Origin of the sequence: Mycetohabitans sp. B8, from assembly GCF_021991875.1 — a bacterium.
Taxonomy (GTDB): Bacteria; Pseudomonadota; Gammaproteobacteria; order Burkholderiales; family Burkholderiaceae; genus Mycetohabitans.
The window spans coordinates 101,021-115,643 of the sequence record NZ_JAHLKR010000001.1; the positions used below are offsets into that span (position 1 = coordinate 101,021).

Below are 14,623 nucleotides of genomic sequence, written 5' to 3' on the forward strand. Positions count from 1 at the left end.
CCGTTCCCTGGCGCGTAGACGGTGCGTGCCGTCGAACTAACAGCGGGCTCATATTGACTCTGCTGCCCGGTGATACAACAGGATTGAGTCTTGTTCGCCGCCCATCGCAAGTATTAAGCCATTGCCACTTAAGCCCACACTTGTGCCGAACTCTGTTTCCGCCTCAAGCGTTTGTAACAAAGTGGGATCGGGACCATTCACACCGATCCAAATTTCAACCTGCTTGCCATCAGCAGCGCCGGCGGCCAGAACATAGCCGGTATCGCTCAGACTCACGCTGGTCACCGGCTGGGTCAATGAGATGCCCTTACCGGCACGTTGCCAGAGGCCGTTTTGTATCTGATCAATAGTAATATCCGTTTGATACGCGCATGTGACCACCTGCGCGTTCCGGCTAAGAGTAGATACGGCACTTGATGTACTTCCCAATTGGACAAGCTTATCAGGATGATGGATCACGTCCGGGTACACATAAACGCCCGTACCGTCCTTGCAGCTTGCGACTAAGGGAAGCGTTCCGCCGCCATTGAGGTCAATCTGGCGATCTTTCCAATCCGGCAGCGTTATCGGGCTCCTCTGCCCTTCCTGATACGTATTGTTATTGAGTGTCCAGAAACGAAGGTACCCTTCTTTCTGAGCCACAGCGATGAACTGCCCGTTGTCCTCAACGCTGAGATCCGTCACAGCACCTTCGTTTGTGCCCACCTCGAAGCTTGGGCCGATGCCAAACGGCTGGTTATTGAGCAGATCAAACTGCACGGCGGTACCGCGAAGATAGGCAATACCAGGACAGGCATGCGGCCCAGTCAACTCAAATATGGCCGCCTGCCCGGCATCTAGGTCAATCTGGCGCCATTGGTTGTCTGGTCCATAAATGGCAATGGCCCACTTGTCGGACTCCTTAGTCGCATCGACCGCTAGATACTGGCCGTCATGGCTAATGCGTACGCGATTGCCAACAAGGGTATAGCCTGCCGGAAGCTTCACCTGCTGAGGTTGTCCAAAAAGTGTTGACGTGCGTTCGCCAAACGTGAGCACCAACGCCTCTAGACCGTTTGCCGAAACGGTTCGCGCTTGTCCATCGAGCAATAGGCTCTTCACGCGCATCACGATCGGCAAGCGTTCGATGAAAGCAAGCATCGCATAGTAGTCGAGCGTTGCACCCGTATAAACTTCACCTGGGCTGGAGCCATTGGCCCACGGCATATACTGAGCGCTGAGCGCCTGCGCCACCAGCCGATAGCCCTGGTCAGAATTCGTGCTCGCAGTAAAGTCGATCGTATAAGCGAGCGGGACATCACGATAAGCTGGGTTGCCGATTTCAAGGTTAAGCCATAGCGTCGCTTTGTCGAGAATGAATTGTTTCATCTGCTTCAGCCGTGACGCATTGAATGCAGGACGCAACCGGTCACCGCTATCGGATTGATCAGGCTTTGGAATGACGACCAGACGCTGAATTAAAGGATGAGCGTTCGGATCATCTTTGTCTTGCACGCGGGGGGCGGCCTCTCGTACGTCATGAATTTCCGTATAACGCTCCGTGAGCAATTGCCGGATATCGCCCCATGTCAATGCACGGCCGCGGTGATGCAGGCACTGGGCAATTCGTTGATAAAATCTTCCTGTATCTTCCACGGGTTGGCCGCCCTCGGAAGGCCAGGGTTGTGTGATAGTTTGCAGACCCTCGATGGGCTCGACACTGCGCGTGACGGTATCAGCAGGCAGGGGCGTGGTCAGATGATCTGCGGCAATATGCTCAACATTGACAAGCGTAGCCGTCATGCAATTGACATTCAGGCCCAACAGCCACGGAAAATCGGAAGGCCGCACCGCATCGTCACTGACCGCAAAATCATCCTGCTCCTCATCGTGCTCGTGCTGGGCAGGCGGCTTGAACTGTGCGCGTACCCAATAGCGCCCTGCGGGCATGGCCGGGTCTTGGTGATTCGCATCGTGCGGCAACGTTGTCCGCCATAAGCCGGACATTGACAATTTTTCTGTTTTATCATGCACCTGCATGTCCAGCGCTTGCCAGCAGCTCTTCTTATCCTTGTCCTGGGAAAGATAGTCCCAAGAGAACAGCACATCGGGGTTGGCTGCTCGCACTTTCCAGTACAGCGTCAAATCTTGTCCCGGCTGTATCCCCGCGAAGCCCAGCATTAATTGACGCGCTGGCTGGCCCAACTCGCGGGCCATTGGCGCATCGTCCGCACAATGGCCAAATGGCGTAAGCCGGTATTGGGTGTCGAGTGCAGCCGTCGATAGTTTGTACGATACGGATAACGATGACCACTGCGGCGTGTACGGGGGATGAAGCCGGATAATCGTGGGCGTCTTCTTGTAGAGCGGTGTGTTCAGAGAACTTTGATAGACGTCGTGCTCAAAGTCCTGGCCCGTCAGTTTGAAACGAAGGTACTGGTCCCAATGGCGCGGATCGGTATCCTCGATGATATCGGCGGTCAGCGCATCAATCGCGTTAAAGGCTAACGAAGCACCGATCGGTGGCGAAGCGTTTCCCGGCGATTTGTCTTTGAATAGCGGGAGCTTCCCGTCATCTAATAGATTGCCCGCCATCGCCGATTGGCCGCCTTCCACGGTCATTTCGACCATGAAAACCTGGTTATTTTCAGGTACGCAGCCGCCATAAATGGCATAGCCAAACTTCTCATCCTGGCCATCAACGCTGTCCCATTCATACCAACTCTGGAAACTCTGCGTGGGCAATCCCGCCCAACTTGGATCCAGCGTGATGGTCAGCTCACAATCCGGCTTGTTGCACCAGTCAGGCGACATCAAATAAAAGCTTCTGTCCAATACTGGGGAATCACCGAATGGCCTGTTTTCTTTATCTATTTCCGCCACACCGCTATCGGTCGCCATGATCACGTGGGGAGAATTGCGCACGGTTACGTTGATCTGCGTAACACCTGGAACCTCAACCGATGAACGCGTCATCTTGAGCAACGGCACAAGATCATCGAAGCCATCCAACCCTGCGGGCGCCGCTACTGCGCCTTGACTGGCCAGTAATACAAATGAAGCCTTTTCATCATCATCGCTCTTCTCGAGGTTCTGCAGGGAGATCCAACTTTGGTTCTCTCCGCTCACCCATGCACTCAGGTCTTCTTTTGCCCCGATAGAGGCATCAAACGTCACTTCGATCACACGCTGCCCGCCCGCAACGGCCAGCACCGACGAAGCAATGGCGCAACCCAACGAGAGTGGATGCCGGGTGAGCTGCTTTGTTGTCGATAACTCGTACGACACGGATAACGATGTCCACCACGGCGTATACGGAGGATGGAGCTCGATAATCGTAGGCGTCTTCTTATATTGCGGCGCGACAAGTGAATTCTGATAAGCAACATGCCCAAAGTCCTGGCCCGTTAATTCGAAACGAAGATACTGTGTCCAGTCGTGCGGATCGGTACTTTCAATGATGGGGGCGGTAAGTGTCTCAATCTCATTAAAGGCCAGTAAAGCGCCTATCGGCGGCGGAGCGTCTCCCGACAATTGGTCGTCGTATAAAGGAACCGTTCCACCATCTGATTGACCATTTGCCACCGTCATTTTGACCGTGAACGCCTGATTATTTGCGGGTACGCCACCGCCATAAATGGCGTAGCCAGACTCTCCACCCTGGCCGCCCACGCTGTCCCATTGGTACCAATCGTGGAAATTCTGCGTGGGCAATCCCGTCCACGTCGGATTCAGTGTGATGGTCAGCGTACAATCCGGCTTGTTGCACCAGTCAGGCGACATCAAATACAAGCTACTGCCCAATGCGGGAAATTCACCGAATGGCGTGCTCTTTTTACCTGCTTCTGCCACACTGTCATCGGTCGCCATCATCACCTGGGTGGGGTTGCACACCGTGACGGTAATTTGCTTAACACGTGGAATATCAGCCAATAAACACGTTATCTTGAGCAACGGCACGGGATCATTAAAATCATCCAACCCCGCGGGCACCGCTATGGCGCCCTGATCGGCCTGTAATACAAACGCCGCCTTCCAGCCATCAGGCGGCATACCGATGATGTGAAGCCTCTTTAGGGGGACCCAACCTTCCTCCCCGCTTATCCATGCACTAAGATTCTGGTCTTCTTCCATCAGGCTGCCGGCACCATCAAACGTCACCTCGATCTCGCGCTCCCCTTGCGCAACAGCCAGCACCGGCGAAGCCACCACGCGCCCGGACACTACGGTCTGGTCCCTTTGAGGATCGTAACTAAATAGCCGCACCCCTTCGTTTGGCCACACCGTGGCAGACTGACCAAGCGTATCAAGCACCACCCGCTTCGTGGCAGGATGCTGGATTTGAGGGTTATCGCTATGGTTTTCCGACTGATACCAGCACACGTCCGTGAGCACCGCCTGGTTCACCCACACATCCTCATCAAGCCGATATTCCAATGGTGTGCCTGCGCTATCCTGGCCCGCACTGAACCGTTCACCGGCCGGCAACATTAAGGTTGGCTGGCTTGGCGTGAATGACAGCATCACCTGATCCGGCACGGCAGGGCTTTCCCGCACACCAAGCTCGTCCCGATAATAAAGCGCGCGATGCCGAGCCGGTATCGTGTTAAGCAGATCTCGCGGCACGTTGAGCGAGGCTAAAAATGCGATCAGAAAGGCTTGCTGGGGAGGCAGCATGCCATTGGGCTGAGCTACCGCCTCAAGTAGGGCCGCGACGGGGTCGACTGAATCACCGGCTTCATCGAACGGAAAAAAAAACTTCTTCCACGACTCATCGTCTTTATTAAAGCTGCCCGGCGTGGCAAACGGGTCATCAAATGGCAGCAAAGCTACATAGTCTCGCCAAGCCTTTAAGTGCCATGCCAAATCGCGTTGATCCAGTATGAACGACTCTTGAGGCGATAATGTCTTCTTCACTGTCATAATAGGTTTTTTTAAGCTGATCGTAAGAGAACGTTCTATTTACCCGGTTTGGACTTCCTTCTCTAAGCACTGCTCTCATTGGCTCGCCGCGTGGTACGCATGCTCTACTACATCACACTGGCTCAAGGGCGCCTTATCCGGCTATTCATTGTGCAAGCCATCCTCCCTGCGGACTGCTGATATTCAGCTTGCCACCGACATGTTGCACCGTATTGTTCAGGGGAATCCGGTAAGCAATATCGATATTGAGCGTCCACGGCGAATTGCTGTCTGGTCTGAAATCAATTGAGACCAGCGTGCCCCGGGGCTCGTAGGTTTGAACCGCGTCACTGATCATCTGGCGAATTGCGGTGCGCAGCCCATCGCTGATGTTCTCAAACACAAAGGTCTGCAAATCACATCCATAGCCTGCACGCATCACCCGTTCGTACGGCTGCGTACTAAACAGTACCTGCAGACTCTCTCTGATATTGTCCGCATCGCGTGACATCGTCACTTGCGCTGCTTTTGGCTTGCCGGGGACACATTCGAACTGCACTGGGAACTTCCAGCCGCATCCAAGCTGATCCTGAGGTCCGTTCGCCATCCTGTCCTCCATTCATACGATTAACCCAAATTGACCTGGCCGCCTTTGAGGTCAGCTTTGGCTGAGCCCTGCAGCGAAAGCGTCTGCGATTTGGCGCTTAGGGAGGTTCCTCCCATCTTCATTTCGGATTGACCATTTTTGAGGGTGAGACCTTCTTTAGCTTCTACCGTGATTTTTTTCGCATCAAGCGCGAACGCTTCTTCGCCATGCAAGCGCAGGCTTGCCTTAGACATCATCAGTGCTGTCTTCTGCGCTTCCAACGTAAGCGTGCCACCGTCCTTGACGTCAAAAAGCCACTGGAACTGCGTCTTGCCATCTTTCGCCAAAACCAAGCCCTTTTGCTCGTTTTTCTCGCTCGGCTCGAACGGTGCCTTGTTTTTCGGGTTATGCACGGCGCTGACGATCACTGGAAAGCGCGGATCGTCACTCAGAAATGCCAGCATCACCTCGTCATCGGCTTCCGGATACAAGCATAAGCCGCTGCCTTTGCTGGCATAGGCCATGCCGGGCCGCACCCAGACCGGCGGCTCCTGTCCTGGCTTGCCTCCCAGACCTGGCACGCGCACCGCCATACACCCCCAACCAGTCGGGTCCTTTTCGCGGCCAGGCTTCACAACCACACCGGGTGCCATACCTTGAACCCTTGGCATCAAGGGCGCATCAATCTCAGGTACTTGAAGGCCGATCACGGCGTTAGGCCGGCCCGTCGTCAAGATCGTCTTACCTTGGCCAGCACCGAGCCATTGGTGCCGCACTTCGGCAATTAGCCCTTTGCCGTCGAAAGTGCCATAGCCTGACAACTCCAGAGTTTGTCCAGGTGCCAGTTTAGCCGTTGCTTCACTCCAATCCACCGTAAACTCCGCCTGGGTACCCGCCAGTTGGCAACCTAGCAAGCGAGCATCCGCGAAAGATTGCGCTTCCGTCTCGCTAAGCGGCAAGCCTGAGTTCAGTGTCCAGTGCATCGCATCGGACACAGCATAGGTGAGCGGCTTGAATACGCCCGATCCGACTGTCGGAGATTTCGCCTTCACAGACCGGCTTTTCTGCTGCGTGACATCCCAATAATTCACGCTCAATTGGCTCGGTAGTCTTCGGCTATCACGCCGGTACTTCATATCACGCAACTCGATCCCAGCATTCTGCTTCGCCGCTTTCAAGACGAGGCCTTGGGGCGCTTGCCCAATATCCGGTTTGAGAATCGACACCGATTGTTCGGGAGCACCGATCAACCAGACCGGATACGCGCTAATCCGGCTCATCAACCAGGCCCAGTCCGAGCAAGACCATTGGATCAGCTGTGCGTGCGAAACCGTCATGCCATCCATTTTCTTCACCTTGATGCCGTGCTCCTTGAATAGCTTTTGCAGAGCCTGGGCATCGGTGAGTTTTTCGCCTTTTTGGGTCAACACCTGACTGCGGTGGCTGTTAGCCATTTTTTGCAGCTCATGGACCACCTCGAGCTGGCACGTTAGTTGCCGTTGCACATAGCTTGGGTTCAGTGGCCTGGCAACCATCCCATCAAAAATCGGAACACGCGTGCCTGTTTCATCCGTATAACTGATTTTGACGGGATGAGCTGGCTGCCATGCCTTATCTATCTGGCCTAACGATGCCCAGCTGTTAGCTGGATCTTCTATATCCACCCGACACGTTAACCGGGCCATTGGAATCCGGTTAACTGCATACTGAACTTCCGCTTCAATCACCGTTAAACCAAGCTTAGACAGCGGCTGGCCTTGCACCTGGATGTCAAATCTTTTACTCGCAAAGGGAAGCGCCATCACGCCTCCCTAGAGCCAGGCACACGCAAAAATTGGCCAGGTGTCAAGGCCTCCAGGCTATCCAGATCATTTTCACGGGCGTACGAGAGATAATCGCTCGCCGTCGTTTGGCTCGGCACAGACCACGCTCCCTCGGCAATATGAGCCAATGTGGCACCATCTGGAACGGGCCCGCCCTCGTACAACATACTGGCTTGCCGCGTACTACCACCGCTACCGCCTTGGCCGCCTCCCTGCGACACGTTACCGCCGCTGCCTCCCTTGCCTCCCATATCTAGCTCCAACTCTTCAAGGAAGTGGACCGAGAGGTTGGCACGTTGAGGCGCGCCACTGCGGTCAAAAAGCGAACATGTCACCGTCATGTTCGTCATCCAGCCGGTAAACTTCATTTGCCCCGCCCAGCCAAAATGGCCCCATTCGACCTTAACAATGTTGGGCGTACGCACCGCACCGTTGATCCTAAAAAACGTGATGTACAGACTAGACAACTGCTCATCGACGCTTGTTTTGCTGTCTGGCAAACTGCTATCTAGGATCAACTCCACCGCCAGCGTGCTAGGTGTCACCGCGCCGAATTTGACGCGGGTATTGGAGCTGTCGGCCAGCGACTCTTCCCGAAAATCCGCACCATACCCAATCGTCAATGATTCGGGGTTATACAAAACTTCGAAGGGCCCGCCCAAGTTTTTGAGCGCTCCCCCCTTGTCCAGCGAATAGGGTGTCATCTTCAATTTCTGTAACGACTGATCGCTTCCGCTCATACGCTACCTCCGTGGACATCACTGCGCCATTCATCACGCAACCGTTCAATAACCTGCCGCACGATCGCATCCACCCAACGCGCCTCACCCTGTGCTGCTTCCCGAGAAGGTATGGGCGACGCAGTCGTATCCAGGGCGGTCGCCGGCACACTCCGTGTCCCTGGCGTACCGATGCGCGCCTCGATGATTAATTCATGAATTTCAATCATGCCACCAATCCCATCCACTGCACATCCCGGCAAGCAAGTTCCATCGTATTAAGCAAGACGGTATTGCTATTGGCATCAAGTTCACCCCATTGCAGCTTCACAGGTAACGCATCCATGCAAATCCAACTGCACAGCGGCAACGACGATGAATCAAGCAACAAGATGACCACCACCAAGTACCGGCTTTTGAATTGACGCATCGTGTCGATGAACATTGTCGTCAACGGCGATAATGTCGTGACCCCGCGCTCCAAAACAATGTTCTCCTGTGTGAGTTCCTTCGGTAAGTGAATTTGGTTAATAGGATCACCGCCTTGATGAAACTTCTGTGTTTGGATCGTCCGGCCCAGTCCACTAATGCGTTGAAAACGAAAATCAACGACCGTTGGCAGTACATTGAGCGCTTGCAGATTACCCGTGAATCCCCAATTCTTCTTAGCAAAGATTTGGACTAGAAACCGGTGGCTATGCGCGTAAAAATCACCGGTGATCGGTGCCTTAGCCATCGCCTCGGCGGTTGATAAAATTGCACTGCTCATGATGTCGCTTTCTCCGTCGATTCCATTACCACAGCATCGCTGCCCGTTTGAAACAACACGCGCAGCTCGATAAATTCCGCCGGATATTGCATCGCAAGCTTCGCGATCAGAATTAACCGGCCCGATCGAATATCTTCTGTAGTCATGCTCTCGCCAAGTCCTAACAAGACCTGGAACGCATCGCCTTCCTGTGCCCCAACCAGTCCTCCCGCGAGCCATAGATCGCGTAGCCAAGCACGCGCTAAGCTTTTGAGCGTCGTCCACGTAATCGCGGTATTCGGCTCGAACATCGTATAACGGCCAATGTTTGTTAAAGTGGTCTCTATATAGGTCAGCGTGCGCCGTACCTGAATGTAGCGCCACCGATCCGGCAACGGTGGGGCAACCAACGTGCGGCAGCCCCATACACGCACCCCGCGCCCGACGAAGCTTCGAATCAGATTAATGCTGATTTTATTTTCATCGAATAACGGCGGCTCAGAGAGCAATACATCGCGCCAGCTCCGATAGTTAGGCCGGGTCACTTGGGTTAATTCGACATTGGCCGGGGCCTTCCAAATACCACGATCGCGGTCGGTTTTACCGATTGCTGCAACCACAGCGCCTGAAGGCGGAACGACGATTTGGCGAGTACGCTGACGGCCGTCATCATAATCAACGTAATAATTCGTTTGCAGACGCGGCCAATACACCGCACCGCGCGCGCGCAGTGCCTCATCCATTAGCCCCAGGCTATCCAGACACTGGCGCACAAGCTTCTGATTATCCGGCGCATCGAGCACTACAAAAACCTGCCGATGGGATTCGGTTGTTTCTAATAACTTCTTCCACACCGACGTCCAAAGCCCCGCATCTTCCTGCGGTACCTGCTGATCGCTCAACTGATCGCTGCCATTTGCCTGATAGTACTGGGGCGCCGATAGCATCACCATATCGGGCACCGCCAGCAGCGTTGCATCTAGCGCCTGCTCAAGAAAATCATTCCAGTCAGTTCTGGTGATGCAATCGGCTATGTCTTGCCGTGCGTAATAGTCGTCCCCTTCTGGCAAATTCGCATAGCTTCCCAATGAAACACCATAGCATGCACTACCACCGTTATCGAAATAATGTCTCACGGTGTAATAGAAAGCAGCTTCCTGCGTCAACGGAACCAGTGGATTAGATGACGGAAAACCACCAAAAACCTGCGTAAAATCTTCGAACGTATTCAGCAGGACGGGAGATTTTGGACATTTTAATTTTGGATCCTGTGATTCCGGGTCTTTTTCCGTATAGCCAGCAAATAACGGCACCGTCGTATCGGCCGGTGTGGTCGTACGAGCTTCCTCTTGAAAATTGAAACCGACACCAGGTTCGTGATGCACTGTTCAAACTCCAAAATTCTTCAATCTCAACGCATTTCAATGCCTCCAACCGGCACTCGGTGTGCCAAACTCAAGCGCTCACTCGTCTTGTTGTTTCTGTGAAAACTGCAAGATAATAAATTCGGCCGGGCGCACCGCAGCCATTCCAACCTTAACGATCAATTTGCCCGCGCGAATATCGGCATCGGTCATCGTCACATTCTTGCCCACCTGCACAAAATACGCCTCTTCCGGTTTTGTGCCCTGCAAGCCGCCCTTACGCCATATCGCGTGCAGATAAGCATCAATAGCCGCACGAACTTTTTCCCATGTCGGCTGACTGTTCGGCTCGAACACGACTTGCCTCATCGCAGCCTTGATATCCCGTTCAGCAGCATTAAATAAGCGCCGCACTGGGATATACCGCCAACGCTTATCAGGATTGTCGTCGAAACCGTTCTGTGTCCGCCCCCCCCAGACCACATAAGCTTGTTGATTCGTGAAATATCGGATTGCATTGATGCCTTTTGGATTCAGTTTCTCCTGAAGCTCATCGGTAACCGTCACCGGTTGAGGTGCTTGCTGGAGTACTTGCTGGGGTGTTGGACAAGGCCACACCGTCCCTTTTACCGACGACAAGGTCACATTCGCCGGGGCCTTCCATACTCCACGCAATGCATCGGTACGCGCATAGACTCCCGCCATGACTCCACTTGCACGCAGAGGAATGGCTGACAATGTCCTAATCTTTCCAATCAGTTCTTCTTTATCCCTCTGTTCCGCGTCATTTTTTGGTTTATAATCGCTCAGTGATTTAAGTGTTGGCGGCAAAGACGGACCGGGAGGGGAAAAACTTTTAAAATTTCCACTTAATTTAATTTTATCATCATCAGGCATCATCATCTGATAGTCCATCTGCAATGCTGGATAGTAAATCGCAACCTGCTCCTTATTGCCGAAATCAACCTTCGTTACATCTTCAAGATTGCTGTCCGTCAGCACAAAATAGCCAAGGTTTTTCTGCGGATCAATCAAGTTTTTGAAGGTACTTTTAACATTCTCCGGCTCCGACGATTCATTTCCACAATAGCACAGCAGCGAAATATCAGGGTAGGCCAGAATCGCACTTTCAATATCGGCTTGTAGTGTTGATTGCTGAATTGATAAAATATAGCATGGCCCACCACCGTTTTCGAAATATGCCCGTACCGATATGGCGCTGGCGGAGTTGGGCACAACGGTGCATGTACCTTTAATGGCGTCGTTAGCCACTTGAAGCGCGGCCTCCTTTAAATCAAGCGTGTTATCAAACTGCTTAGTAAATTCAGCCCAGTTATTCACTCTGACGCAAGCTACTGGATTTGTGCCCTCTGGTATTGAAATTGGAGGATCACCTTCATTCTTCCCGGGCTTAAAAAACTGTCCAACAAACACTGGAATGGCCGTTGCACCAGACAGCACACTCAGCGACAACGAATGGTCTTCTTCAATATAAACGCCAGGAACTTTATAAGGTCCACCCATGACTATCCTCACTATTTCTACATTCTTAATTTTTAGTACAGCCTATCCGCTCGACCATCCATCCGCATTACGCAGTGTGCATGTCCTGAGTGAAGCGCAAAATAATGAACTCCGCAGGAAACACGGGCGCCATGCCAACTTGGACAATCATTTTGCCTTCATCGATGTCGTCCTGCGTCATTGTCACCCCCAGCCCTAACCGCACAAAGTACGCCTCCTCCGGCTTCGTACCCATGAGCCCGCCCGCCTTCCAGATACCGTACAGATATGCATCGATTGCCGCTCGCACCTTCTCCCACGTCGGCTGGTTATTCGGTTCGAACACCGCAAACGCCATCGCCCGTTTGATATCTTTTTCCGCCGCACCGAATAGCCGCCGCACCGGCACGTATCGCCAACGCTCCTTCTCGCTGTCGCCTGCCAGCGTGCGCGCACCCCACACCAATGGCACGTCTGTCTGAAAACAGCGAATGATGTTCAGGGGTTTGGTATATTGATTGTAGATCCCCTGAATTGCATCGGATACGACAAACTTCGGCACGACCCCGCCTTGTAACTGAACATTGGCTGGCGCCTTCCACACACCGCGGTCACGGTCAACAGCACAGTATGCACCAGCAACCGCCGCACTCACCGGGATATCCTTTACGACCTGTGCATCCTTCCCTGTACCTTTATCCGTCGTGACATACGTTGCCCAGTTTGCCTGCAAAGGGGGATAGTAAGCAGCAGCATATGAACTATTAGGATAATCCTTTGTCATGCTCTGACTGGGGTCCGTGGCAAGCTTAAGGGATGGACCATCCAGGATCGCAAAGCGCGATTTGCCCTCTGCACATAAACCTGTACCTGGCGTAAAGACCGCGTCTGCCAACTTGGGTACCCCCGCTTGAACAATTAACGTCACGTCATCCAGCTCGGGTACAGTCTTGATTAAGGCGTCGGTAGTATCACCTTTTCCGTTCGTCGGACACACATAGCAATAGCCACCGCCATTGTCGAAATAGGTTTTTAACGCAACATAGAGTGAGTAATCGACCAGATGCTTTGTGAGAGGATTTTTTGGATCTTTTGCCTCGTTCTCGACCGCGGACTGAACATTGGGCAAATTCATAAACGCCATCCATGAATCGATACGGGTCGGTGCTGAGATTAACTCTTGGTTACTTGCTTTACTTTTATCTTTATTTTGGTCGCCAAGGTCGTACGCAATCACCGGCACCGCGGTCGCCCCGCTGGTAATCGCCAAGGACAGACCTTTCTCTTCTTCGACATAGACACCCGGCCAATCGTAAGCCATGTTCTTACCTCAATCGGGATAGGGCACTGGCGGCATGCGCCGCTGATCGCGCTTTCAGTGGAATGTTATCGTTAATCGATCGGCTACGAGCGTCAACTCCTCGATCGACACCTCATTGCTTGTCGCATCAAAGCTCGGCCCCGACAATTTGCTTGGGAATGCATCCGTCACATTCCACGTGACCAGCAACGCGGTGCCCGCCTCGTCGGTCAGGCTAATTGAGAGGTCCCGTTTGTCGATCAGGTTCTTCGATATCTTGCTAATCCAGTCATACAGCTCGTTTTTACCCTTAATCACGCCCCGCCGCAATGTGATATTTAACTCACTGGGCTGCCCGGGCATCCGGTACACATGTCCCGCTCCATCCTTATAGGTAATCGTCTCAAATCCCAAATCCAACCCCGAGACATTGCTAAATGCCATCTCGTCTTTGCCCATCGTCACTTTGAACCGGTAAACCGGAATCGGGTAAGTTGTTGCGATTTGATCTGCCGTGGTTGCCATAACTTCTCCTTTATTGTGTATTAGGAAAGGAAACCTTGCGTCCCGATTGCATCATGAGCCCGTGCCGTTTGACTGGCACGTATTGCGTACAGTGGACACGACGTTTACCGTGCCATTCAGCGATATCTTGATCCGCTGATAGACGCACCCAACTCATCGGCGGTAATACGTCGCTTCATTGAGCAAATGGATTGACCAGCTAAGCAAGCCGAGCTTCAACGCTTCGAATATCGACACCCGCCCGCGGCTGAACAAGCAATAAAGGCCAACTCAGTGTTGTCATCTTCGTATCCTTCTTATGCTTCGTGATTTTGACAATTCACCCGGTTCGCGCTGGACCTTCACCTCTGACTCGGTTCCTGCGCCAGCACCGCCCGAGTGATGCTTCATCCGCAGTCGGCAGTGTATCGCCGTGGCTAAAAGTTTAGTTCAGTGTGAAAAATAGTTTAGTACAATTTATTCTTGTAATAGATGCCAGAGTTGGCATCAGTTATTCGGACAATTTTAGTGATTTTTCGCCACATTCGTTCAACAAATACATTGTCGCGCCAACTTCTTTTGCCCATTATTAACACTCGAATGCTCCGGCCCAGCACGGCACGTCCTCAATGAACGCGTTCGCTGTGAACTGACTGCCTTGGTTTGTGTTCGCGGTTTTGGGCTGCCGTAGCGCGCGAACGCTTCCTCGAGCGCTTCGACAGCGTGCGTTGCTTCCGGCGTGATGGCGACCCGGTGCGCGATTACCTTGCGGCTAACCCAGTCCACCACCGCCGTCAGATACACGAAGCCACGCACCATAGGAACATAGGTTGTGTCCAGCGCCCACAACTGGTGGCCCGCTCGATCTTTATGCTCCGTAGCAGATACCGCCAGACCTTGTGCTGCATGTTGCGCCGGCTCGTGTTCGGGCGGTGGCACAATGCTTCTAGGCTCACCCGTTCCATCAATGTGCGCACGCGTCACCGGCCAATCTCATGGCCTTTCCGGCGCAGCAGGCACGCAAGCATCCGCGCCTCGGCAAATGCAAACGCCAAATATCGTTTGTCGATGCAATGCATCAGATTCTAATTAGCCAGGAGAGCGTGATCTGGATGCCCTGACTGCCGATAAGCCAATACCGCAGAAGCCTTTGTCAGATACGCGCAGCCGCACGAAACAACAGAACGCACTGAGC

At 53.2% G+C, this 14,623-nt stretch carries 11 protein-coding genes; all 11 read right to left on the reverse strand.

What is annotated here, in order from left to right; genetic code table 11:
* Positions 1–48: 48 nt before the first annotated feature.
* The 11 genes from KQH60_RS00400 to KQH60_RS14925 all read right to left on the reverse strand — a co-directional run bounded on the left by KQH60_RS00400 (position 49) and on the right by KQH60_RS14925 (position 14,412).
* A complete protein-coding gene (locus KQH60_RS00400) occupies positions 49–4,902 on the reverse strand; it encodes a WD40 repeat domain-containing protein (RefSeq protein WP_237574553.1) in 4,854 nt (1,617 codons plus the stop codon).
* Positions 4,903–5,047: 145 nt separating this feature from the next.
* Positions 5,048–5,488 carry a GPW/gp25 family protein gene (locus tag KQH60_RS00405; RefSeq protein WP_237574554.1) on the reverse strand — a complete coding sequence of 147 codons (441 nt, stop codon included), beginning with the start codon at positions 5,486–5,488 and terminating at the stop codon, positions 5,048–5,050.
* Positions 5,489–5,508: 20 nt separating this feature from the next.
* Positions 5,509–7,269, reverse strand: coding sequence for a phage baseplate assembly protein V (locus tag KQH60_RS00410; RefSeq protein ID WP_237574555.1), 1,761 nt, complete (start codon positions 7,267–7,269; stop codon positions 5,509–5,511).
* Positions 7,269–8,030 (reverse strand): hypothetical protein, encoded by a 762-nt coding sequence (locus tag KQH60_RS00415; protein ID WP_237574556.1) that lies wholly within the window; start codon positions 8,028–8,030, stop codon positions 7,269–7,271. Before KQH60_RS00415 ends, KQH60_RS00410 begins: the two co-directional genes overlap by 1 nt.
* A complete protein-coding gene (locus KQH60_RS00420) occupies positions 8,027–8,239 on the reverse strand; it encodes a DUF5908 family protein (protein WP_237574557.1) in 213 nt (70 codons plus the stop codon). The genes KQH60_RS00415 and KQH60_RS00420 overlap by 4 nt, the downstream gene beginning before the upstream one ends.
* Positions 8,236–8,778: a phage tail protein gene (locus tag KQH60_RS00425; protein ID WP_235091453.1), complete on the reverse strand. Its 543-nt coding sequence runs from the start codon at positions 8,776–8,778 to the stop codon at positions 8,236–8,238. The genes KQH60_RS00420 and KQH60_RS00425 overlap by 4 nt, the downstream gene beginning before the upstream one ends.
* A complete protein-coding gene (locus KQH60_RS00430) occupies positions 8,775–10,142 on the reverse strand; it encodes a phage tail sheath C-terminal domain-containing protein (RefSeq protein ID WP_237574558.1) in 1,368 nt (455 codons plus the stop codon). The genes KQH60_RS00425 and KQH60_RS00430 overlap by 4 nt, the downstream gene beginning before the upstream one ends.
* A gap of 78 nt (positions 10,143–10,220) precedes the next feature.
* Positions 10,221–11,645, reverse strand: a complete 1,425-nt coding sequence (locus tag KQH60_RS00435) for a phage tail sheath C-terminal domain-containing protein (RefSeq protein WP_237574559.1) — start codon at positions 11,643–11,645, stop codon at positions 10,221–10,223.
* Positions 11,646–11,712: 67 nt separating this feature from the next.
* A complete protein-coding gene (locus KQH60_RS00440; RefSeq protein WP_237574560.1) occupies positions 11,713–12,945 on the reverse strand; it encodes a phage tail sheath C-terminal domain-containing protein in 1,233 nt (410 codons plus the stop codon).
* Positions 12,946–12,999: 54 nt separating this feature from the next.
* The gene (locus KQH60_RS00445; protein ID WP_104076374.1) at positions 13,000–13,449 is read right to left on the reverse strand and encodes a phage tail protein; all 450 of its coding nucleotides are present in this window, start codon (positions 13,447–13,449) and stop codon (positions 13,000–13,002) included.
* Positions 13,450–13,977: 528 nt separating this feature from the next.
* Positions 13,978–14,412, reverse strand: a complete 435-nt coding sequence (locus KQH60_RS14925; protein WP_368669301.1) for a DDE-type integrase/transposase/recombinase — start codon at positions 14,410–14,412, stop codon at positions 13,978–13,980.
* Positions 14,413–14,623: the final 211 nt, after the last annotated feature.

Excerpts from the sequence above, each read along its gene's own strand:
- KQH60_RS00420 (WP_237574557.1), bottom strand. The coding sequence starts at position 8,239 with ATGATTGAAATTCATGAATTAATCATCGAGGCGCGCATCGGTACGCCA.
- KQH60_RS00425 (WP_235091453.1), bottom strand. The coding sequence starts at position 8,778 with ATGAGCAGTGCAATTTTATCAACCGCCGAGGCGATGGCTAAGGCACCG.
- KQH60_RS00435 (WP_237574559.1), bottom strand. The coding sequence starts at position 11,645 with ATGGGTGGACCTTATAAAGTTCCTGGCGTTTATATTGAAGAAGACCAT.
- KQH60_RS00410 (WP_237574555.1), bottom strand. The coding sequence starts at position 7,269 with ATGGCGCTTCCCTTTGCGAGTAAAAGATTTGACATCCAGGTGCAAGGC.
- KQH60_RS00445 (WP_104076374.1), bottom strand. The coding sequence starts at position 13,449 with ATGGCAACCACGGCAGATCAAATCGCAACAACTTACCCGATTCCGGTT.
- KQH60_RS00405 (WP_237574554.1), bottom strand. The coding sequence starts at position 5,488 with ATGGCGAACGGACCTCAGGATCAGCTTGGATGCGGCTGGAAGTTCCCA.
- KQH60_RS00400 (WP_237574553.1), bottom strand. The coding sequence starts at position 4,902 with ATGACAGTGAAGAAGACATTATCGCCTCAAGAGTCGTTCATACTGGAT.
- KQH60_RS00415 (WP_237574556.1), bottom strand. The coding sequence starts at position 8,030 with ATGAGCGGAAGCGATCAGTCGTTACAGAAATTGAAGATGACACCCTAT.
- KQH60_RS00440 (WP_237574560.1), bottom strand. The coding sequence starts at position 12,945 with ATGGCTTACGATTGGCCGGGTGTCTATGTCGAAGAAGAGAAAGGTCTG.